Genomic DNA, 19,333 nt, shown 5'->3' on the forward strand with positions numbered 1-19,333 from the left:
TCAAAACAAAAAGAGCCCTAATCACAAAGTGATTAGAACTCGAATTTAGTTTCACCAACAACAGTTGACGAAGAGCCCAAAAAGGAGTTTCTGCCACTTAGCCTAATGCTAAGAAGTAGAAACTCCTTTTAGTACTTTCATAAATCACCAGTTAAAGTAATGGTCCACCCTTCCCGTTTAAAGCGGCGTTTTGCCAATCATCCCAATTAATTTGTTTGTATGCCGCATCCCAGAAATACCATTCCAGCAGGCAGCTCTTTAGAAAGGTTTGCTTGGCCTGTTCCTGCTCACGAGGAGTGGCAGATTTGGCTTCATAATCGATGATATTAAAGAACTGCTGAATGAACCCGTTCGGACCGAGAAAATCATCGCCACCCATCGTTAGGAAGCTTTGAAACGGCTCTTTTTCGACCCGGGCTTGCTTAGAAACGAATTTGCCTAACTCAATGTACATCCATTCCCCAGCCGCAAACGAAGGCAGAATTTGGAGAACACTGTGCGTTTGAATGGTCGCAGCCATATGTTGGCGATAGAGTTGATTAATTGGTTGAATCGGCGTCTGCTTCAGCGTTTCCCAGTTGTGAGGCATTGATTCCGGCTCGCGGTGCAGCCAATCCCGCAACATCGTCAATTGAAGATTCTGGCGTTTATGAAATAGCAGCGCTTGTTCAGTTGTCGTGCTGTTGTCGATCAATGCATTAATAATCCCGACTTCGTTATACTCAAAGGCAATATCCTGTTCATCGTAATACTGCAACTGTTCCGGCGTTAACGTAGCATGGATAATTCCTCGGACAAATGGATGCTTTTCGTTGGCGACTAAGTAAGGTTCGGCTTCAAATAACATATCTTGAGATAATGACATTGGCAATTTCCCTCCTGTTGTGGCGGAGGGGGCTACTCTGCTTTGAAATGACACCATTGATTCAGCCGTCGCCTATCCTCACAACAACAACTCACTTGGGTCTTCCTGCGACAGTCCTAACTGTATCAGGTTCTATGGGTATCATCTCAGCCATTAAAGCACCCCAGACCACGGATTAATTTATGTGATAGTCTCATTATAATTGGCTGACATCTAAAAACAACTGCTGATTGAGTTGGCTTCTAATGATTTAAGTTCCCACGCAGAGAGCTGTTTTTGAACCGGCTCCCCTTGTATCTTGCGTCTGCGTGGTTAATAATAGATAGTAACGGTCAATTAGGCTATTACATTTATCCTGAATAAGAAGGAGTCACATAAAATGAAAAAAATCATTGCTTTTGATATGGATGGCACCACTGCCGAAACGTTCCCGGTTATTTTTGATTCGTTCAGAAAAACCGTCCATGATTATACTGGAAAATGGATCAGCAACCAGGTCATCCTTGCCCAATTCGGTGCCAACGAAATTGGGATGCTCAAAGAATTAATTCCGAACTATTCAGATGAAGTTTTAGAGACCTTCCATAAAAATTACCGCAGCGCCCACATGTTACTGCGGAAACCCTTCGATGGGATCAATGATCTTTTACATATGCTCCACGAACACGATGTCATCACGCCAATGATTACCGGCAAGGGTGAGCAAAGTTTACAAACCAGCCTGGATGCCCTGGGATTAGCCGACCAATTTGAACCGGTAATGTCTGGCTCTCCTGATGGCTCAATTAAATCCAAACAATTCGGTGATGTACTCAAAAAATATGATCTGCCAAAGGATCAGATGGCTTATATTGGTGATGCCACTAGTGACGTTGAAGCCTGCAAAGATGCCGGCATCACGTGTTATACGGCCGCTTGGTCAATCAACGCCAAGCCAGCCGAAATGGAAAAGCTTAATCCTAATGAGGTCTTCACCTCAGTTGAACAGCTTCGCAATCGATTATTAGAGAATTAAAATAATTTTAATTTGCCCGCTGTACCACTGAAAACGCGTAGTATAATCGAACCCAATGAACCAAGTTTATTTATGAGGAAGGATCTGTTTAACTTATGAACATTCAAGAAGGCTATATGCCCTTTAAAGGTTACAAAACGTATTACCGGATTGTCGGTGACCCAACTCCAGGCAAAGCACCACTCCTGCTCATTCACGGTGGCCCCGGCTCATCTCATAACTACTTCGAATTACTCGACGACTATGCGGAAACGGGCCGGCAGTTAATCATGTATGACCAGGTTGGTTGCGGCAAATCGTCCATCCCTGACGACGAATCAATTTACGTGAAGGAAACTTGGGCTGAAGAATTGATTGCCCTGCGGAAATATCTCCACCTTGATCAAGTCCACATGTTAGGCCAATCCTGGGGTGGCATGTTGGAAATGTTGTACCTCACCCACTATAGTCAAGACGGCGTGAAGAGTGTCATGATTGACGGCTCACCGGCTTCTATTGAATTGTGGCGCCAAGAACAACATCGCCTAATCAAATACTTAAGTCATGAAGATCGTCAGGCCATCGCTGAAGCTGAACGGACTGGTGATTTCACGAATGTTAAATACTTAGCTGCCAATGATCGCTATATGGAACGCTACTGTTGGTATGATCCCGATGAAAATTCACCGGAACCGCTAAGACGCCCAACCAACGGCAAAAAGGCCAGCTTAATTGCAGAAGGTCCAAATGAATTTACCGAGAATGGGACCATCGGCGACTTTGACGTCACTGACGATCTCAAGAACATTCACGTCCCAGTACTGGTTACCAATGGCACTGACGATCTCTGCACGCCCTTGATTGCCAAGTCGGTTTACGATCACATCCCTGGTGCTAAGTGGCATTTGTTTGCAAATAGCCGACATCTCGCCCTATTGGATCAGCACGACGAATTTATGAGTGTGCTGGACAAATGGCTGAAGGAAAATGATTAATCATTAAGGATTACAAGCTCAAAGTGCACCACGATGGTTAAACCTAACTATCGTGGTGCACTTTTGCCTTTAACCATTTACCAACCCCCAGCTATACCCCTGCTCACCAGGTTAATAATAAAAAGATACATATAAAAGCCAACGTACAAATCACATTAATGATTGTAATGGTAATCAAGCCGTTTGGATTATATGGATTGATTCTTTTTCCACTGGGTACCCTGACCCAAAAATCAGTGTGCTCTTTGTACTCGCCTCTATGTTGACGAACATTGTAAATTGTCAATCCATACAAATACCAGAAAAGGATTGCCAGAAAGAGCAGCTGAATACCCACGCCATCATTAACGGGAATAATCCTTGTTTGAATGAGCATGATAGAACCAATTACGACAACAATCACCAAAAATATCAAGGCATATAAGACTCGTAAGGGTTTAATTGCTTGTTTCATTCAGCAGACTTCCTTTCGCCAGACATTCAGATTTGAATTAATTATAGTCTTATTTCAAATTTCCACATCATTTATTTGGAACTAATCTCCTGTTATTTGATGGTCCTTTGCATCTTATTGAAACCAGCAAACGGCTACCCAGATCAGCAACCTCATGATTAATTGAATCAAAATCATGGGAATTACCTCTCAGTAGCCGTTTTTTAGTGATAAATGTATTGATTAAGATTGAAGATCCCGAAAGCCAATATCCTTCCGATAATAAAAGTTCGATAGATTAATCCGACTTAACTCTGCATAAACTTTTGCTTGGGCACACTCCAAGGTTGCCGCATGGTTATAAATTGTGAAAATCCGGCCACCAGAACTGTAGAGCTTGTGGTTTCTTTCGGTGACCCCTGCGTAGAAGACGTTATTGGGTAAGTTAGGTAATTCAATATCTTGTTGCGGCGAGGCTGGATAACCAGGAGCGGCGATCACAACCCCCAGGTAAAATTCACCGGTCTGCCATTTCACTTCTGGCAGCTTATGATCAATCAAATCAATTGTCATTTGGTAGAAATCAGATTGCAATTGAGGCAGCAGCACTTGAGTTTCCGGATCTCCCAATCGCAGGTTATATTCAATCACTTTGGGGCCCTCCTCGGTGAGCATGCAGCCAATGTAGATCACCCCAGCAAATTCTAAATTTTCCTTGGCAAGGCCAGCCATCGTTGGTTCAACAATCTTTTGAATGGTTTCTTTTTGAACTTCTGCAGTAATATGAGGAACCGGCGAGTAAGCGCCCATCCCACCAGTATTAGGACCAGTTTCGCCTTCGTGAATTTTCTTATGGTCTTGTGATATTGGGAAGAGAACTTTTTGATCACCACCCACAAACAACATCAGTGAAAATTCTTCCCCAGAAAGGAATTGCTCAATCAAAATTTCGTCAGACTTTTGAAAACTAGCGTCAATTGCGCCACGAAGATCGTCAATATCTCTCACAATTGAAACCCCTTTGCCGGCTGCCAAACCATTTTCTTTGACAACCATTGGTAGTGAAAGGGTGCGGGCATAATTTTCGGCCGTGTCAGCATCCGTAAATGTCTTAAACTGAGCCGTTGGAATTCCGTTCCTCATCATGAACTTTTTGGCAAATGTTTTATCACTTTCAAGCCGAGCTGAACTTTGGCTTGGCCCAAAGGCTTTTAATCCAGCTGCTTGAAATTTATCAACAATTCCCATCGCCAACGGGACTTCCGGGCCAACAAAGGTTAAATCAATTTCCTTACGCTGAGCAAAAGTAGTCAACTTGGCAAAATCCAGTTCATCAATATCGACAAGCTGAATGGCATCTTTTTTCATGCCTGGGTTGCCTGGAGCACAATAAACATTTTCAACCTGGTTGCTTTTTAACATCGTTGCTGCAATTACGTGCTCGCGGGCACCAGAACCAATAACCAAAACGTTTGCCATGAGAAGGTCTCCTTGTTTACTATTTTAAATATGTATGAAAGGCTGACAACCAGCCTTTTTTGTTTGCCGAAATTAGCTTGTGAGTTGAGCTTGAGGATGTGGCTTGGCTACATAGATTAGGACTGCTCCGCCAAGCAAAAACTTCCACATAAGCACCTCAACCACAAATTCCAAACCCAGGAATTTCCTAGGTTACATAGATTAGGACTGCTCCACCAAGCAGGAATCTGCACATAAGCACCTTCTTCAAAAATTCCCAAGACCAGGAATTCTTGAAGAAGGAGACTTATGCTCCGATCACTAACCGCTTGGCTCCGCACACTTTTTTAATGCCTAAAATGCCTTACTCCCGTCATCACCATCGCAATGCCGAACTTATCAGCCATTGCAATCGAGTCCTTATCCTTGATGCTGCCACCTGGTTGGATAATTGCTTTGATATCATGTTTAGCCGCATATTCCACACAGTCATCCATTGGGAAGAAGGCATCCGAGGCCATGATGGCATTTTCGTAACCGTCCTTTGGCATTGCCTTTTGGATCGCAATCTTGGCCGAATCAATCCGGTTTGGTTGGCCCATGCCGACACCCAGCGTCTTGGTATCAGTGGTTACAACCACGGCGTTACTCTTAACGTGTTTAACCACGTGTTGGCCGAATTGCAGCGCCTTTAATTGTTGTTCCGTTGGTTGAACTTTGGTAACGACCTTGAAATCAGGAATCTGATCAATTTCGTGATCACTTTCTTGAACCAACATCCCGCCACTCACAGTAACCTCTTCAAAACGATCTGGCTGCTCTCGGTGACTGAGGTCTGCCTTGAGCAAGCGGATATTTTTCTTCTTAGCCAAAATTTCAAACGCTTCATCTGAATACGATGGCGCGATGACAATTTCCAAGAAAATTTTGTGCATTTTTTCGGCAGTTGCGGCATCGATTTCACGGTTAACGGCAATAATCCCGCCAAAAATCGACATTGGATCAGACTCATAGGCTTCATCCCAAGCCTTTTCAATCGTATCCGCCACACCGACACCACATGGGTTCATGTGCTTCATTGCAATGACAGCCGGCTGATCAAATTCAGCCACCATGTTCAACGCGGCATTAGCATCCTTGATGTTATTGTAGGAAAGTTCCTTACCATGAAGTTGATTAGGAATAATCGATAATTTAGAAGGAATTGGCTTGCGATAAAAGGCAGCTTTTTGGTGACTGTTTTCGCCATATCGCAAGGATTGTTGCTTTTCGTAAGTTAACGTCAATTTTTCTGGGAATTCTTCCTCAGTCATGTAATTTGAAATCAACGCATCATAGGCGGCAGTGTGTCTAAACACCTTGGCTGCCAGGTGCTTTCTGAAATCAGCATCGTCTTTGTGAGCTTTTAACGCGTCCACAACGGGTTGATAATCAGCTGGGTCAACGACGGTCAAAACTCCGGCAAAATTCTTAGCAGCTGCCCGTAACATCGAGGGGCCACCAATGTCAATTTGCTCAATTGCTTGTGCTTCAGTTGTTTCTGGTTTCTCAATTGTCTGCTTGAATGGGTAAAGGTTAACCGCAACCAAATCGATTGGCGTAATGCCCGCATCCTGCAACTGCTTCATGTGATCAGGATTATCCCGCTTAGCCAAAATACCAGCGTGAATCTTGGGGTGCAAGGTCTTAACCCGGCCATCCAACATCTCTGGAAAGCCGGTGACTTCTTCAACACCAGTTACGGCAACGCCACCATCTTCAAGCGCTTTTTTGGTACCGCCAGTGGAGACAATTTCAAAATCTAGTTCCTTTAATTGTTTAGCAAAATCAACCAAATTACTTTTATCAGAAACACTTAGCAGCGCTCTTCTTGACATTAAATTTCTCCTCTTTCTAATAATTGTTTGATGACTTCTGGATAAAGTTTGTGCTCAGTTGCGTGAATCCGCGTTTCAAGATCACTTAACCGATCGTCCTGATGCACCGGAACTTTTCGCTGAGCAATAATTTTGCCGGAATCGATTCCAGAATCAACCCAGTGAATGGTGACCCCAGTGGTATCAACGCCAGCTTCAAACGCATCTTCAATCCCGTGGCGCCCAGGAAATTTAGGTAATAGTGCTGGATGAATATTCACAATTTCACCCTCATATTTGGCAAGTAGCGTTGGGCCAATGATTCGCATATATCCAGCCAAAATGATGAAGTCAATTTGCTCATCAGCCAATTTCTGGGCGATCACCTTTTCAGCTGCAGCCTTATCAGGATAATCCTTGAAATGGATAACAAATGTCGGCACAGATTCTTTGGTTGCCCGGTCAAGCACATGAACTTTTGAATGATCACACACTAACAGCTTGACGTTAAGCGGCAGCTTTTCTCTTTTGAAATACTCGGTCAAGGCTGTGAAATTTGTCCCTTCACCTGAAGCAAATATTGCGATGTTTTTGACGTCTGATTTCATCATTAATCCTTTCGAATAAGTACTTCTTGGAAACCGGAAACAAGTCGGCCAACCTGGTACACCTGTTCTCCAGCTTCGCTTAACGCTGCTCTTACTTGGTCAACGCTTTCTGGGTGAACAGCCAAGACCATCCCCAAGCCAAGATTGAAAGTATGTTTCATATCATCGAATGATAATTGACCAATCTCTTGAAGATCATTCATGATTGGTGGAACCGGCCAGCTGCCATAATTAAACTCAGCAGCTAAATTATCCGGCAAAATCCGGGCAACATTTTCGGGCAGGCCACCACCAGTGATATGGGCAATTGACCCAATTAACCCTTGTTCAACGAGTGGCAAAACCGATTTGACATAAATTCGAGTTGGTCGAAGTAACTCATGCTTAAGATCTTGATCAAGGCCCGGCAACTGATCGGCCAACTTGTAATCATGCTGCTTAAACAGAATATCACGGACTAAACTAAAGCCATTTGAATGCAGCCCGTTTGACCCTAAGCCCAGCAAAACATCGCCTTGGCGAAGAGCTGCTTTATTCAACAATTTATCTTTATCGGCAATTCCCACGGCAAATCCAGCTAAATCATAATGCCCGTTCGTATACATATCCGGCATTTCGGCGGTTTCGCCACCAATCAGCTTGGCGCCTGCTTGCTTCACACCCTCGACAACCCCAGTGACAATTTTCTTGGCATTGTCCGGATCTAGATGACCAATCCCTAAATAATCCAAAAAGAAGAGTGGCTTGGCTCCCTGGGCAAGAATATCATTGACACACATTGCCACAAGGTCAATCCCGACGGTTTCATTCAAGCCAGCTTGGATGGCAATCAACAGCTTCGTACCAACCCCATCAGTTCCAGACACCAACACGGGATTTTTATACTTCCCGAGTTCCAAGGGAAACAGCCCGCCAAATGCACCCAACTCGCTATTTTTGGATAAATTTTTAATTTCATCGACTAGTTTGTAACCAGCGTTAATATCGACGCCGGCTTTTTTATAGGCATCCATCAAAATTACCTCATCTCATTTGTTGTAGCTGGGCTTGATCACGATCATATTCTTCTTCGTAATCGTATAACGGTGTTGGATATTTACCGTCGAAGTAGGCAACACAGAGGCCCTTGTTAGGGGCGTCAGTCTGAAGATTAACCGAATCAACCACCCCTTCAACACTTAAAAAGCCTAACGTGTCACAACCGAATAATTTGCGCATTTCTTCAATGCTTTTATTAGCGGCGATCAGCTCACGAACATGTTGGATATCGATCCCATAAAAGCATGGGTAGCGCAGTGGCGGCGAAGCAATTCGGAGATGAACTTCAAGCGCTCCTGCGTCTTTGAGCAATTTAACAATTCGCCGACTGGTAGTTCCCCGAACAATTGAGTCATCAACTAAGACGACTTTCTTCCCCCGAACAACCCCTTTAACGGCCGAGAGCTTCATGTTAACCCCTTGCTCACGTAATTCCTGAGTAGGTTCGATAAAGGTTCGGGCAGAATACTGATTCTTCACCAAGCCCATTTCATAAGGCAGACCAGATTCTTGGGCATATCCCATTGCGGCAGACAGCGAAGAATTCGGCACACCAATCACCATGTCAGCGCCAGGAACCGGTTGTTCACGGGCTAACCGCTCGCCCATTCGTTTTCGGGCAGAGTGGACGTTTACACCGTAGATGTCTGAGTCAGGCCGAGCAAAATAGATGAACTCCATCGAGCAAATTGATAGCTGGGTATCGTTAGTATATTGATCCACTGTAATCCCAGAGTCATCAATTTTAATGAGTTGGCCGGGCTGGACATCAAACTTAAAGGTTGCGCCAACGGCATCCAATGCACAAGTTTCGCTGCAGACCACGTAAGCACCATTTGGCAGTTGACCAACCACTAACGGTCGAAAACCGTTGGGATCCAGCGCCGCATACAGACGATCCTTTGTGATAACCAAGTAAGCAAATCCACCCTTGATGATGTTCAGGGCTTCTTTCATTTGGTCATCGAGGTTATCTGCCTGACTCAGCCGAATTAAGTGCATTAAATTTTCACTGTCAGAACTGGAATGATAAATTGCGCCGCGATCTTCCAAATTTTTTCGAATTGAAATTGCATTGGTCAAGTTCCCATTGTGGGCCAGGGCAAACTGGGTATCACTAAAATTGAACGGGAGTGGCTGAATATTTTCAAGGAGATTACTACCGGCAGTCGAATAACGAACATGGCCAATGGCAGCCTTCCCAGTCATATCCTCAACGGCGTTAGGAGAGTCAAAAACGTCCGTCAATAAACCAAATCCCCGCTTGGTCTGAAGATGACCGTCATTATTAACTGTAATGCCAGCCCCCTCTTGACCACGATGTTGAAGGGCGAACAAGCCGATATAGGTGAGTCTGGCAGCGTCAGGAGTTCCCCAAACGCCAAAGATCCCACATTCTTCATTGAGACTTTTTACTTCAGACGGCATTGTAGTGCCCCTTTCCAAATATTGAACGCGGCGTCAACATCGATATCAAAGTAACCATCCGTTGCTTGAACAAACAAATGATTATCAGCAGTTACCTTTCCGAGTAACTCTGCTTGGCTGCCCGCAATTTGTTCAAATTGTGCTTGGCTCTCTCGTGGCATTGAAACCAAGAACCGTGATTGAGTTTCAGAGAAAAATTGGTTAACGCTCAGTGAACCTGAAAGGCTAACCCCAAGTTGATTGCCAAATGTACTTTCAGCAATCGCTGTGATCAAGCCACCTTCTGAAATATCATGAGCACTATTCAATAAGTTTGCTTGAATTGCTTTTGTGATTAACTGCTGAATTTTTAATTCATAATCTAAATCAAAGTCAAATAGCTGACCAGAAATATTGCCAGTCTGCATCTTTTGAATTTGCGAGCCATTAAAGCCGTCACCCGTTTTACCAACAACGTAAACCAAATCCCCAGCCTGTTTGAAATCTTGAGTGGTCACATGGTCAAGGCCTTTGATCAAACCAACCATGCCGACCATCGGTGTTGGATAAATTGGCACATTGTCATATTCATTATTTAATGAAACATTTCCGGAAATGACTGGTGCTTCAAATTTTTCGCAGGCTTCACTCATTCCCATTACGGCTTGATCCAACTCATAAAATTGATCTGGCTTTTCGGGATTACCAAAGTTAAGGCAATCAGTAATTCCTAGTGGAACAGCTCCTGAAGCAACGATGTTTCGGGCAGCTTCAGCGACTGCCATCTGACCACCCACCCGCGGATTCAAATAGAGGTAGCGTCCGTTGACATCGGTGGTGATTGCCAAGGCTTTGTCATGATGCCGAACTCGAACCACGGCTGCATCTGAACCGGGAGCAACCACTGTATTGGTCTGAACCTGCGTATCGTAAGTTTCGTAAATGTCTTCTTTGGAAGCAATGGTTAATTGATCCAGCATTTGTTTTAAGGTTTCAGTTGGATTGGCAATTTGAGGTTGATACTGTTTCGGTTCAGCGTCCCTCAAATGTTCAGGGACTGCTGACTTCCGATGATAAACGGGGGCTTGAGAAGCCAACGAATCAACTGGGACGTCTGCGACCACTTCACCATGTTGGCGCAATTGATATTGGTGGCCTTCAGTAACGTGACCAATAACGACGGCGTCAACCCCATGATCGGCAAACACTTTCAGCACTTCGTCTTCTTGGCCAGCCTTCACACATAACAACATCCGTTCCTGTGATTCGGAAAGCATCAACTCAAAAGCAGACATGCCAACTTCTCGTTGGGGTACTAAATCAAGATCAAGAACCATGCCGTTACCACCAGCCTTGGAACCCATTTCTGCGGATGATGAAACGAGACCGGCAGCGCCCATATCTTGAATGCCAACTAGCGCATCCGAATGATTATTAATCACGTCAAGGCAAGCTTCCATGACTAATTTTTCAGTAAATGGATCCCCAACTTGAACGGCAGATCGTTGGCTTTCGTGTTCTGAATCGAATTGGAATGAGGCAAATGACGCCCCATTAATGCCATCCCGACCGGTTTTGGCGCCAACGTAGATAATACTGTTCCCAACTCCGGCTGCGGCCCCAACTTCGATTTTATCGAGATCCATCAGACCCACACACATTACGTTTACTAAGGGATTGTGTTCATAGGCGTCATCAAAGGCAGTGTCACCACCAACCGTTGGTACGCCAATACAATTACCATAAGCACTAATGCCGGCAACGATCTGCTGGATAAAATACTTATCACTGTCAGTCTTAGGAGCGCTGAATCTTAAGCTGTCCAGATTGGCAATTGGTCGAGCACCCATCGAAAAGATATCCCGTAAAATACCCCCAATTCCAGTCGTTGCGCCTTGGAATGGCTCAACTGCTGAAGGGTGATTATGACTTTCGGCTTTAAAAACAACGCCTTGATTGTCACCAATATCAATGATGCCGGCACCCTCACCAGGACCCTTCACAACGTGTTTACCTTTGGTGAAGAACTTTTTTAGGACTGGTTTGGAATTCTTATAAGAGCAATGTTCGCTCCACATACCAGAGAAAAGCCCAACTTCGGTGTAATTAGGCAATCGATGCAAAACATCGTCCTTGATCAAGTCATATTCGTGATCGGTCAAACCCATTGATAAGTACAACTTGTGATCCCTAATTTGTTCCGGTGTTGCTTCAGTTTGAGTTTGTTCCGCGACTTTATTCATAGATAACCCCTCGACTCTTAATATGCTTGACGATCGACTGAAAGACCCCCTTGCCGTCACTTGAACCTAAGATATCTTCGACGGCCCGTTCTGGATGGGGCATCATCCCTAATACATTGCCTTGTTTGTTAACAATGCCAGCAATATTATCAACACTACCATTTGGATTGTTGGTATATTTGAAAACAATCTGGTCATTGGCAACTAAATCCTTCAATGTTTCTTGATCTGCATAATAATTCCCATCACCATGAGCAATTGGCAACGTAATCAATTGGCCCTTTTGATATTCAGAACTGAAAATGCTGTGATCATTATTGACGACCAAGGTTTCATCTTTGCAAATGAACTTGGCAGATACATTTTTCTGCAAGCTGCCAGGTAGCACGCCTGCCTCAGTCAAAATTTGAAATCCGTTGCAAATTCCCAATACTGGTTTGCCACTCTTGGCGAATTCTTGGAGAGCGGGAATGATTGGTGAGAAGCGGGCAATTGCCCCACTTCGTAAATAGTCACCATAAGAGAAGCCTCCGGGAATCAGAACAGCATCAAACCCAGCTAACGAATCATTCTTATACGAAACAAGTTCAACATCTTCTTTGATGATATCTTTAATTGCGTTATAGAGATCCATCTCACAATTTGATCCGGGAAATGCAAGGACAGCAAATTTCATTGGGCAGCCTCCGTTTCTTCAATTTCATAGTGATAATTTTCCATATTGTAGTTAGCCAGCAGCTTATCACAAATCTCATTAATTTCGGCATCTAGGTCAGCTTTTGATTTGCCATCCGCAACCGTTAATTCAAAATACTTGCCGAGTTTGACAGCTTCAACGTTCTCATAACCTAATCGTTGGAGGGCTTTGTGAACAGCCTCTGCTTCAGGGTTCAAAATTGATTTTTTATAATTAACATAAACTTTTACAAGCGCCATTAGTTAACACCTTCCACTTTTTCGAGGCGACCAAGGATTTCTTTATAAACTGGGACTAGTGCGCCCAAGCCCTTTCGGAAGACATCCTTATCAAGCGACTTCTTCGTATCACGATCAACCAAACGACAACTATCAGGGGAAATCTCGTCGGCGAGAATTAAGTGACCATCGGCGTCAATACCAATTTCGACTTTGAAATCAACCAAGTCAATGTTCATCTTGCCAAAGATTTCTTTCAGCCGATCATTGACTTTCAAGGCAATTGCCCGAATTTGGTTCATTTGATCTTCGGTGGCAATCTTCAAAGCCGCGACTTCAAAATCATTAATGAATGGGTCGTCGAGTTCATCGCTCTTGTAATAGAATTCGGTAACCGGTTTGTCGAATTTCATCAAATGCTTAACCGCAAATCGCTTCTCAAAACTACCTGAAGCAAAGTTGCGGACAACGGTTTCCAACGGAATAATCTGAACGCGTTTGACTAATTGATTGTTGGAATCAAGCTGCTTGATGAAATGATTTTCAATGCCATGTTTAGCCAGGTCAGTGAAGATTAAGGAAGAAATCTCACAATTAGTTTGACCCTTACCGGCCATTTGGACTTTTTTCTTGCCATTAAACGCCGTTACTTGATCCATGTAATGAACCCACATGATGTCAGGATCGTTGGTGGTAAACATTTCTTTGGCTTTTCCTTTGTACAAGAGGTCTTTTTTCTCAATATTGTTAATATCAGTCATTTTAATTTTCTCCCTTTAACATGTCGGTGGATTCAAGCAAGTCATCAATATTGTCACCAAGCACGGTAACGTGGCCCATTTTCCGTTGTGGCCGAATTTCTGCTTTACCGTAGTCGTGGAAATGCCATTCTGGATGATCTTTGAGTAAGTTGCGGGCAAGCGTTAGGTCAGTTCCCAGCAAGTTGCGCATGACCGCTGGCTTGGTTTGAGTAACGGCCGGAATTGGCAAGCCGCAGATACTTCTAATATGTGCCTCAAATTGAGAGATGTTGCAGGCTTCGATCGTATAATGACCGGAGTTATGTGGACGTGGTGCTAATTCATTGACCATGATATCTTGATCATCAATCACAAATAGTTCAATTCCCAAAACCCCATACAAATCCAGCTTATTGGCGATAATTTCTGCATATTGATGTGCTTTGTCATGAACCGTCTGCGAAAATTGTCCTGGGGCAATGGTTGTGTGTAAGATGTGATTCTTATGGCGATTTTCAACCAATGGGAAGGTGATCACTTTCCCATTGAGGTCGCGAGTAACCATGACGGAGGCTTCAGCAATAAACTTTTGGCGGGCTTCCAGAATGCACTGCGTCTTATCGTATAATTCAGCAGCGCCATCGATATCAGCCGCGCTATTAAGGTCCATTTGCCCGTGGCCATCGTACCCGCCAGAGGTTGTTTTCAATATTGCGGGATAGCCAACTTCATCAATTGCCTTCTCAAGTGAGCGTTTATCGTTCACCGCTGCAAACTTCGTCACCGGCAGGCCACAATCACGGATGAAGTTCTTTTCATTGAGTCGTTCGCCAGTGATATGCAGTAAATTGACCCCTTGAGGAAGTTCAGCCACCTTTTTGGCTTTAAGTAAGGAAGCTTCATCAACGTTCTCAAATTCATAGGTCAATACATCCGACTTTTCGGCTAACTTCATGAGTGAATCGACGTCGGCATATTCAGCAACGATTTGAAAATCCGCCACCTGACCCGCTGGTGATTGTGGCGTTGGATCCAGAATGCCAACGTGATAGCCCATCGATTTGGCAATGAGCGCCATCATCTGTCCTAATTGACCACCGCCAACAATTCCGATTGTGGCTGGCGGCAGGATTGTTTTAATCGAACTGCTGCTCACTATTTTTGGCCTCCACTTTCTGCTCATGTTTCAAATCGAGCAACTTCTTTTCAATTGTTTTGTCAGTCGTTGCTAAAATCTGAGCTGCGAGTAACGCTGAATTTTTAGCGCCAGATTCACCAATGCTAACAGTCGCCACTGGTGCGCCAAATGGCATTTGGACAATTGAAAGCAAGGAGTCAATACCATTTAATGTTCGTGTTTTGATGGGTACCCCGATAACGGGTAATGTCGTGTTTGCCGCAATCATGCCTGGTAGATGGGCCGCCCCACCAGCACCGGCAATAATGACTTTCAAACCATTATTTCTGGCAGATTTACCAAACGCTTGTAGTTCGTCTGGCATCCGATGAGCCGAGATAACGTGCTTTTTATAAGGAATCCCCAGCTTTTCAAGTTGTTCACATGCCAGCTTCATTGTTGGCCAATCAGATATCGATCCCATTGCCACTCCGACGACGTTTGCCATTTCAACACTCACCTTTTCGAATTTATTTGGTGTCTAAATCATACTGGCATCGATTTTAATTGTCAACCGCATTGTTCGTGTTTTACCCCATTTTTGTCCCTTTTTTACAAAAAATAGTTCATATTTTATGCTTTAACGTTTTAATTTCGATTGACTTTACTTCTTAAATCGAATCCAGCCAAGAAACAATTATTCAGCTCAAAAAATGTTAAGCTTAAAGTAACGTTAACAACAATTAGGAGGCAACAATCATGAAATTCCGGACACTTGGAAAGACTGGCTATTCAATCAGTGAAGTTTCGCTTGGAACTTGGCAGCTCGGTGGTAAGTGGGGCACCCCATTTGACCCCAAAGATGCTGAAGAGACTCTTGCTGAAGCCTATGATCACGGGGTTAATTTCTTCGATACTGCTGATGGCTACCAGGATGGCAATAGCGAAAAGACGGTGGGCAAATTTGTTCAAACCCACCCAGATGTCCATTTCACAACTAAAATTGGTCGCAAAGAAATGCCATTAACCGTTGACCATTTCAATCCTGAACACCTCACCCGCTACGTTGAGGAATCCTTAACGAACATGGGAGTCGATGCATTGGATATGGTGTTACTCCATTGTCCGCCAATGCAGACCTATTACATGCCGGAAACTTTCTTCACAATGGATAAGCTCAAGAAAGCGGGTAAAATCAAAAATTACGGGGTGAGCGTCGAACGGGTTGAAGAAGGGATCAAAGCGATGTCGTACGACATTTCCGCCGTTGAGATCATCTTCAATATGTTCAGATTACGGCCAGCCGATTTATTCTTCGATCTCGCCAAGCAGCATAACATTGGCATTTTGGCCCGGGTCCCCTTGGCAAGTGGCCTATTGACCGGCAAATTCACGGCAGATACCAAATTTGCTCCGGAAGATCACCGCACAACCAATCGAAACGGTGAACAATTCGATAAGGGTGAAACCTTCTCCGGTGTCGATTACCTGACTGGTGTGAAAGCCGCCAACGAGTTAAAGGAACGCTTAGGCACCGACAACCTGGCTGCAACCGCCCTTCGCTTCATTCTAATGTACGATGCCGTTTCTGCTGTCATCCCCGGTGCCAGCAACCCGACCCAAATTGATCGTAACACGACTGCAGCTGACCTTCCTGCGCTTAGCGATGAACAAATGCAGATCGTCCGCGATGTTTACAATCAATATATTAAGAACCCCGTTGAGTATCTCTGGTAATCAAGAGCCCGAAGATCTCATTATTTAAAGTCAAAAAAAGTGGGCCAAAAACCGACAATCAGAAGCTGAAACTTCCATTGTTGATTCTTGGTCCACTTTTTTAATTTTAAAGTTATTTTACTTTGATCTCAGTAGCACTGACGAAATGGATTAAATTAAGCAGCCATTCAGCCACCAATAAACTGGTTGCTAACTGTTCTTCATGACAATTGTCCGAGCGCATCGGCTGCAATTGATGGAAACAACGTGATCAGACGAGCAAGTTGATCAGCGCTGAATTTGAACTCAATTGCCGGCAGCAAAGTGTTAATTGCATTTTCTGCTTGATCGCTGATTTCGGTTGCTCCGACTAATTGATGCTGCTGATTATAAATTAAGGTGTTATCACCGATTTTTTCCTTAGTGACTTTCCGGTACCAATCATCTGGCAAATGATTGGTTTGAATATCGAAATTATCACTGTTCTTGGCGGCTTCCGGGGTTACCCCGACTTTGGCAATTCTTGGTGAGGTGAAGACAACTGAAGGAATCGCCGGATAGTTAATCGGTGCATCGCTATCCCCAGCGAACTGATGCATCAGGTAGGTTGACTCAAAAATGGCGGTGGGCGTTAACTTAGGTTGATCTTTATCGATCACATCCCCAGACGCATAAATATTATCAACACTGGTTTGCAGATGATCGTTCACGGAAATACCATTCCGATTATACTTAATCCCGAGCCTGTTTAAGCCAAGACCATCGACATTAGGGTTGCGGCCGGTTGCATCAAGCACCCAGCTGGCAGTAACTTGTTGATCATCATTGTAATGAACAACGAAATTATCGGCGGCTTTTTCAACTTCGGTCACCTTAGCATCATAAATAAACTGGACCCCACGAGACTTCAGGTCAGCCACCACTTGATCAACATAAGGCTGATAGAACTTTCGCAGCACCCGGTCGCCATGAGTCATGACTGTGACTTGAGCGCCAGCAGCGTTAGCAATTGTGGCAAATTCCAAACTAATATAGCCGGCACCGATAATCACAATTTGCCGGGGCAGCCGCTTTAAGTTCATGAACTCTTCGCTGTCATGCACCAGATCGTTTCCTGGCACTTCCAAACGGTGGGGATGCTGACCGGTTGAAATCACAATCTTATCGGCAGTTTTCGGTGCCCCGTCAACCATCACCGTATGATTATCAGCCAAGACGCCATAGCCCTTAATGATATCAATATTGACCGACTTCATTAATCCAGCAATCATGGTCGGCAATTCATCAATCACCTCATGCATGTGCTGTTCATTTTGTTCCCAATTAATCGAAATGCCACCAGAAACAATGCCGTCCAGTCGCTCAGTTAACCGAGCTAATTGAACAGGGGCATCCAACGTGATTTTGGCGTTACAACCCCGATTTGGACAAGTTCCCCCAATTAAATCGGTCTCAATTACCCCGACCTTTTTACCTGTACTTGCGAGTGGAATAGCGCCATCAAAGGTTCCGTGACCGCTGCCAATATACAAAACATCATAATCATATTGATTTGCCATAAATGTCCCTCCATTTATAAGTGAGCGGATCCAAGCGGTTAGTAACCGAAGCGTAAGTCTCCCCAATCAGAAATTCTGGTTTTTAGAATTTTTGATTGAGGTGCTTACGTGCAGGTTACTGCTTGGAGGAGCTGTCCTAAATCTCTGGTCGATTACGTTTCATAAGTAATCGTAACCCGGACGGAATTCACAAGCAAACAAATTGCCTATTAGGCTCTCACACCAAGCAATGAAGCGATGATATATAGTAGCCAAATATGAATCGGATAAAATGCATAGAAGAAGCCCTTCATACTTCGACCCAATTTGCCGTTATACATCACTAAAGGAATAATCGCAAAAGCCATCATCCACTGCGTGTTTTCTGATAGCAACGAGCTGAAATTAAATCCGGTTGACAGGAAGGCAAAGGCTGCAAGTGCCAGCATCTGCCAGCTGCGTTTGTTTCGCAACAGATACATCACTGGACCAAGATACAAAAAGAATGAGTTCTCAGCTGTGATTGGGGTTGGAATTGCAATGACGATTGCTTTATAGAAAATGCTTGGATTGCCTGTGCCAATGAATCCGATTAAGATACCGGCAAACAGCAGCGGCAATATAATAATACCAATTCCTAATAGGATGTTCCCCAACCGATGATCCCGGTGACCGTCGGCAATGGTTTGAAGACCGTACATGGTTAAAACACCGATGAACAAGTCACTAAAAATATTGTTCATCAGGCCGAAATTTCCCATACTGAAGAAATGCTGGACAACCAAGTTACCAATTCCCATTACCCAAAAGCCGATCAATAATCGTGACAGGTAGCGTCGCTGATCATGAGTGTGGGTAAATCCTTCAACGCTTAAAAACATAAAGATGGTCGCAACGGGTCGGCCAAACCAATCAAGCCAGTTCGGGGCCCCGGCCGCTGCAAACATTTCATGAAAATGGTCAATAAACATTAACGTAATCCCAAGTACTTTAATGTCAAAATTGGTTAGACCTCTTCTTCTAGTGGCGGTTAAATTCATGACTAATCCTCCAAATTCTTTCAAATCAATTTGTTAGCTGGTTAATTATATGAGTAACTAACTATGACGTTAAATTTAACCCTAACGCTATTATTTGTCAACGACAATATTTCTCATCGACAATTTAAAAACAGTCGACATTAACCAACTCCCCCCCACAAAGCAAAGAGGTTGGGACATTAATCGGCAAATTATTTATAAATGCAACTCAAGCTCACCATTTCATATTGATAAAACTTGCGACAAAAGGCTGCTCCCATAATTTAAGCAAAAGCGGCAGCGCATTCCAAAATCGGTTCTACAATATCTGTTGTTGGTAATAGATTTTATCTATTACTGATGACAGATTTTTTGTTTCTCGTTAGAATAA

18 protein-coding genes and 1 riboswitch are annotated in these 19,333 nt (G+C 43.9%); of the genes, 3 read left to right on the forward strand and 15 right to left on the reverse strand.

Going from position 1 to position 19,333, the window contains the following annotated elements; genetic code table 11:
• Nucleotides 1-151: 151 nt before the first annotated feature.
• Nucleotides 152-865 carry a TenA family protein gene (locus tag KTE19_RS09255; protein WP_217342135.1) on the reverse strand — a complete coding sequence of 238 codons (714 nt, stop codon included), beginning with the start codon at nt 863-865 and terminating at the stop codon, nt 152-154.
• An 85-nt stretch (nt 866-950) separates the two neighbouring features.
• A riboswitch (TPP riboswitch) is annotated at nt 951-1,041 on the reverse strand.
• Nucleotides 1,042-1,244: 203 nt separating this feature from the next.
• On the opposite strand from KTE19_RS09255, the gene KTE19_RS09260 reads away from it, so the two are divergent.
• The gene (locus tag KTE19_RS09260; RefSeq protein ID WP_082622159.1) at nt 1,245-1,880 is read left to right on the forward strand and encodes an HAD family hydrolase; all 636 of its coding nucleotides are present in this window, start codon (nt 1,245-1,247) and stop codon (nt 1,878-1,880) included.
• A gap of 95 nt (nt 1,881-1,975) precedes the next feature.
• On the forward strand, nt 1,976-2,854 hold the full coding sequence (gene pepI, locus KTE19_RS09265; RefSeq protein WP_217342136.1) for a proline iminopeptidase: 879 nt from the start codon (nt 1,976-1,978) through the stop codon (nt 2,852-2,854).
• A gap of 103 nt (nt 2,855-2,957) precedes the next feature.
• Here pepI and KTE19_RS09270 read toward each other — a convergent pair whose 3' ends face one another.
• From KTE19_RS09270 to purE, 12 genes are all read right to left on the reverse strand, one after another.
• Nucleotides 2,958-3,308: a hypothetical protein gene (locus KTE19_RS09270; protein ID WP_217342137.1), complete on the reverse strand. Its 351-nt coding sequence runs from the start codon at nt 3,306-3,308 to the stop codon at nt 2,958-2,960.
• Nucleotides 3,309-3,530: 222 nt separating this feature from the next.
• Nucleotides 3,531-4,766 (reverse strand): phosphoribosylamine--glycine ligase, encoded by a 1,236-nt coding sequence (gene purD, locus KTE19_RS09275; RefSeq protein WP_217162077.1) that lies wholly within the window; start codon nt 4,764-4,766, stop codon nt 3,531-3,533.
• Between the two features lie 326 nt (nt 4,767-5,092).
• Nucleotides 5,093-6,622, reverse strand: coding sequence for a bifunctional phosphoribosylaminoimidazolecarboxamide formyltransferase/IMP cyclohydrolase (purH, locus tag KTE19_RS09280; protein WP_217342138.1), 1,530 nt, complete (start codon nt 6,620-6,622; stop codon nt 5,093-5,095).
• Nucleotides 6,622-7,209 carry a phosphoribosylglycinamide formyltransferase gene (purN, locus tag KTE19_RS09285; RefSeq protein ID WP_217162081.1) on the reverse strand — a complete coding sequence of 196 codons (588 nt, stop codon included), beginning with the start codon at nt 7,207-7,209 and terminating at the stop codon, nt 6,622-6,624. Before purN ends, purH begins: the two co-directional genes overlap by 1 nt.
• A 2-nt stretch (nt 7,210-7,211) precedes the next feature.
• Entirely contained in the window at nt 7,212-8,222 is a 1,011-nt protein-coding gene (purM, locus tag KTE19_RS09290; protein ID WP_217162083.1) for a phosphoribosylformylglycinamidine cyclo-ligase, read from the reverse strand.
• 10 nt (nt 8,223-8,232) lie between these two features.
• Complete coding sequence (purF, locus tag KTE19_RS09295) at nt 8,233-9,675, reverse strand: amidophosphoribosyltransferase (RefSeq protein ID WP_217162085.1); 1,443 nt, start codon at nt 9,673-9,675, stop codon at nt 8,233-8,235.
• The gene (purL, locus tag KTE19_RS09300; RefSeq protein WP_217162087.1) at nt 9,660-11,897 is read right to left on the reverse strand and encodes a phosphoribosylformylglycinamidine synthase subunit PurL; all 2,238 of its coding nucleotides are present in this window, start codon (nt 11,895-11,897) and stop codon (nt 9,660-9,662) included. The genes purF and purL overlap by 16 nt, the downstream gene beginning before the upstream one ends.
• Nucleotides 11,890-12,573 carry a phosphoribosylformylglycinamidine synthase subunit PurQ gene (gene purQ, locus KTE19_RS09305; RefSeq protein WP_217342139.1) on the reverse strand — a complete coding sequence of 228 codons (684 nt, stop codon included), beginning with the start codon at nt 12,571-12,573 and terminating at the stop codon, nt 11,890-11,892. Before purQ ends, purL begins: the two co-directional genes overlap by 8 nt.
• A complete protein-coding gene (purS, locus tag KTE19_RS09310) occupies nt 12,570-12,833 on the reverse strand; it encodes a phosphoribosylformylglycinamidine synthase subunit PurS (RefSeq protein WP_217162096.1) in 264 nt (87 codons plus the stop codon). The genes purQ and purS overlap by 4 nt, the downstream gene beginning before the upstream one ends.
• Complete coding sequence (purC, locus tag KTE19_RS09315) at nt 12,833-13,573, reverse strand: phosphoribosylaminoimidazolesuccinocarboxamide synthase (protein WP_217162097.1); 741 nt, start codon at nt 13,571-13,573, stop codon at nt 12,833-12,835. Before purC ends, purS begins: the two co-directional genes overlap by 1 nt.
• 1 nt (nt 13,574) lies before the next feature.
• Nucleotides 13,575-14,708 carry a 5-(carboxyamino)imidazole ribonucleotide synthase gene (gene purK, locus KTE19_RS09320; protein WP_217162100.1) on the reverse strand — a complete coding sequence of 378 codons (1,134 nt, stop codon included), beginning with the start codon at nt 14,706-14,708 and terminating at the stop codon, nt 13,575-13,577.
• Complete coding sequence (purE, locus tag KTE19_RS09325; protein ID WP_217162101.1) at nt 14,689-15,177, reverse strand: 5-(carboxyamino)imidazole ribonucleotide mutase; 489 nt, start codon at nt 15,175-15,177, stop codon at nt 14,689-14,691. The genes purK and purE overlap by 20 nt, the downstream gene beginning before the upstream one ends.
• A 251-nt stretch (nt 15,178-15,428) precedes the next feature.
• On the opposite strand from purE, the gene KTE19_RS09330 reads away from it, so the two are divergent.
• Nucleotides 15,429-16,406, forward strand: coding sequence for an aldo/keto reductase (locus tag KTE19_RS09330; protein ID WP_217162103.1), 978 nt, complete (start codon nt 15,429-15,431; stop codon nt 16,404-16,406).
• A 200-nt stretch (nt 16,407-16,606) separates the two neighbouring features.
• On the opposite strand, the gene KTE19_RS09335 is transcribed toward KTE19_RS09330, so the two are convergent.
• On the reverse strand, nt 16,607-17,944 hold the full coding sequence (locus KTE19_RS09335; protein WP_217342140.1) for a dihydrolipoyl dehydrogenase family protein: 1,338 nt from the start codon (nt 17,942-17,944) through the stop codon (nt 16,607-16,609).
• Between the two features lie 209 nt (nt 17,945-18,153).
• Nucleotides 18,154-18,963, reverse strand: coding sequence for a TraX family protein (locus KTE19_RS09340; RefSeq protein ID WP_217162108.1), 810 nt, complete (start codon nt 18,961-18,963; stop codon nt 18,154-18,156).
• Nucleotides 18,964-19,333: the final 370 nt, after the last annotated feature.

The sequence above is a fragment of the Lentilactobacillus dabitei genome (genome assembly GCF_019061365.1).
GTDB lineage: Bacteria > Bacillota > Bacilli > Lactobacillales > Lactobacillaceae > Lentilactobacillus > Lentilactobacillus dabitei.

Coding starts and splice junctions, on each gene's coding strand:
- KTE19_RS09260 (WP_082622159.1), top strand. CDS start 1,245: ATGAAAAAAATCATTGCTTTTGATATGGATGGCACCACTGCCGAAACG.
- purS (WP_217162096.1), bottom strand. CDS start 12,833: ATGGCGCTTGTAAAAGTTTATGTTAATTATAAAAAATCAATTTTGAAC.
- purC (WP_217162097.1), bottom strand. CDS start 13,573: ATGACTGATATTAACAATATTGAGAAAAAAGACCTCTTGTACAAAGGA.
- purH (WP_217342138.1), bottom strand. CDS start 6,622: ATGTCAAGAAGAGCGCTGCTAAGTGTTTCTGATAAAAGTAATTTGGTT.
- purL (WP_217162087.1), bottom strand. CDS start 11,897: ATGAATAAAGTCGCGGAACAAACTCAAACTGAAGCAACACCGGAACAA.
- KTE19_RS09340 (WP_217162108.1), bottom strand. CDS start 18,963: ATGAATTTAACCGCCACTAGAAGAAGAGGTCTAACCAATTTTGACATT.
- purN (WP_217162081.1), bottom strand. CDS start 7,209: ATGAAATCAGACGTCAAAAACATCGCAATATTTGCTTCAGGTGAAGGG.
- KTE19_RS09255 (WP_217342135.1), bottom strand. CDS start 865: ATGTCATTATCTCAAGATATGTTATTTGAAGCCGAACCTTACTTAGTC.
- purE (WP_217162101.1), bottom strand. CDS start 15,177: ATGGCAAACGTCGTCGGAGTGGCAATGGGATCGATATCTGATTGGCCA.
- KTE19_RS09330 (WP_217162103.1), top strand. CDS start 15,429: ATGAAATTCCGGACACTTGGAAAGACTGGCTATTCAATCAGTGAAGTT.
- purQ (WP_217342139.1), bottom strand. CDS start 12,573: ATGAAATTTGCTGTCCTTGCATTTCCCGGATCAAATTGTGAGATGGAT.
- purD (WP_217162077.1), bottom strand. CDS start 4,766: ATGGCAAACGTTTTGGTTATTGGTTCTGGTGCCCGCGAGCACGTAATT.
- pepI (WP_217342136.1), top strand. CDS start 1,976: ATGAACATTCAAGAAGGCTATATGCCCTTTAAAGGTTACAAAACGTAT.
- KTE19_RS09335 (WP_217342140.1), bottom strand. CDS start 17,944: ATGGCAAATCAATATGATTATGATGTTTTGTATATTGGCAGCGGTCAC.
- purM (WP_217162083.1), bottom strand. CDS start 8,222: ATGGATGCCTATAAAAAAGCCGGCGTCGATATTAACGCTGGTTACAAA.
- KTE19_RS09270 (WP_217342137.1), bottom strand. CDS start 3,308: ATGAAACAAGCAATTAAACCCTTACGAGTCTTATATGCCTTGATATTT.
- purF (WP_217162085.1), bottom strand. CDS start 9,675: ATGCCGTCTGAAGTAAAAAGTCTCAATGAAGAATGTGGGATCTTTGGC.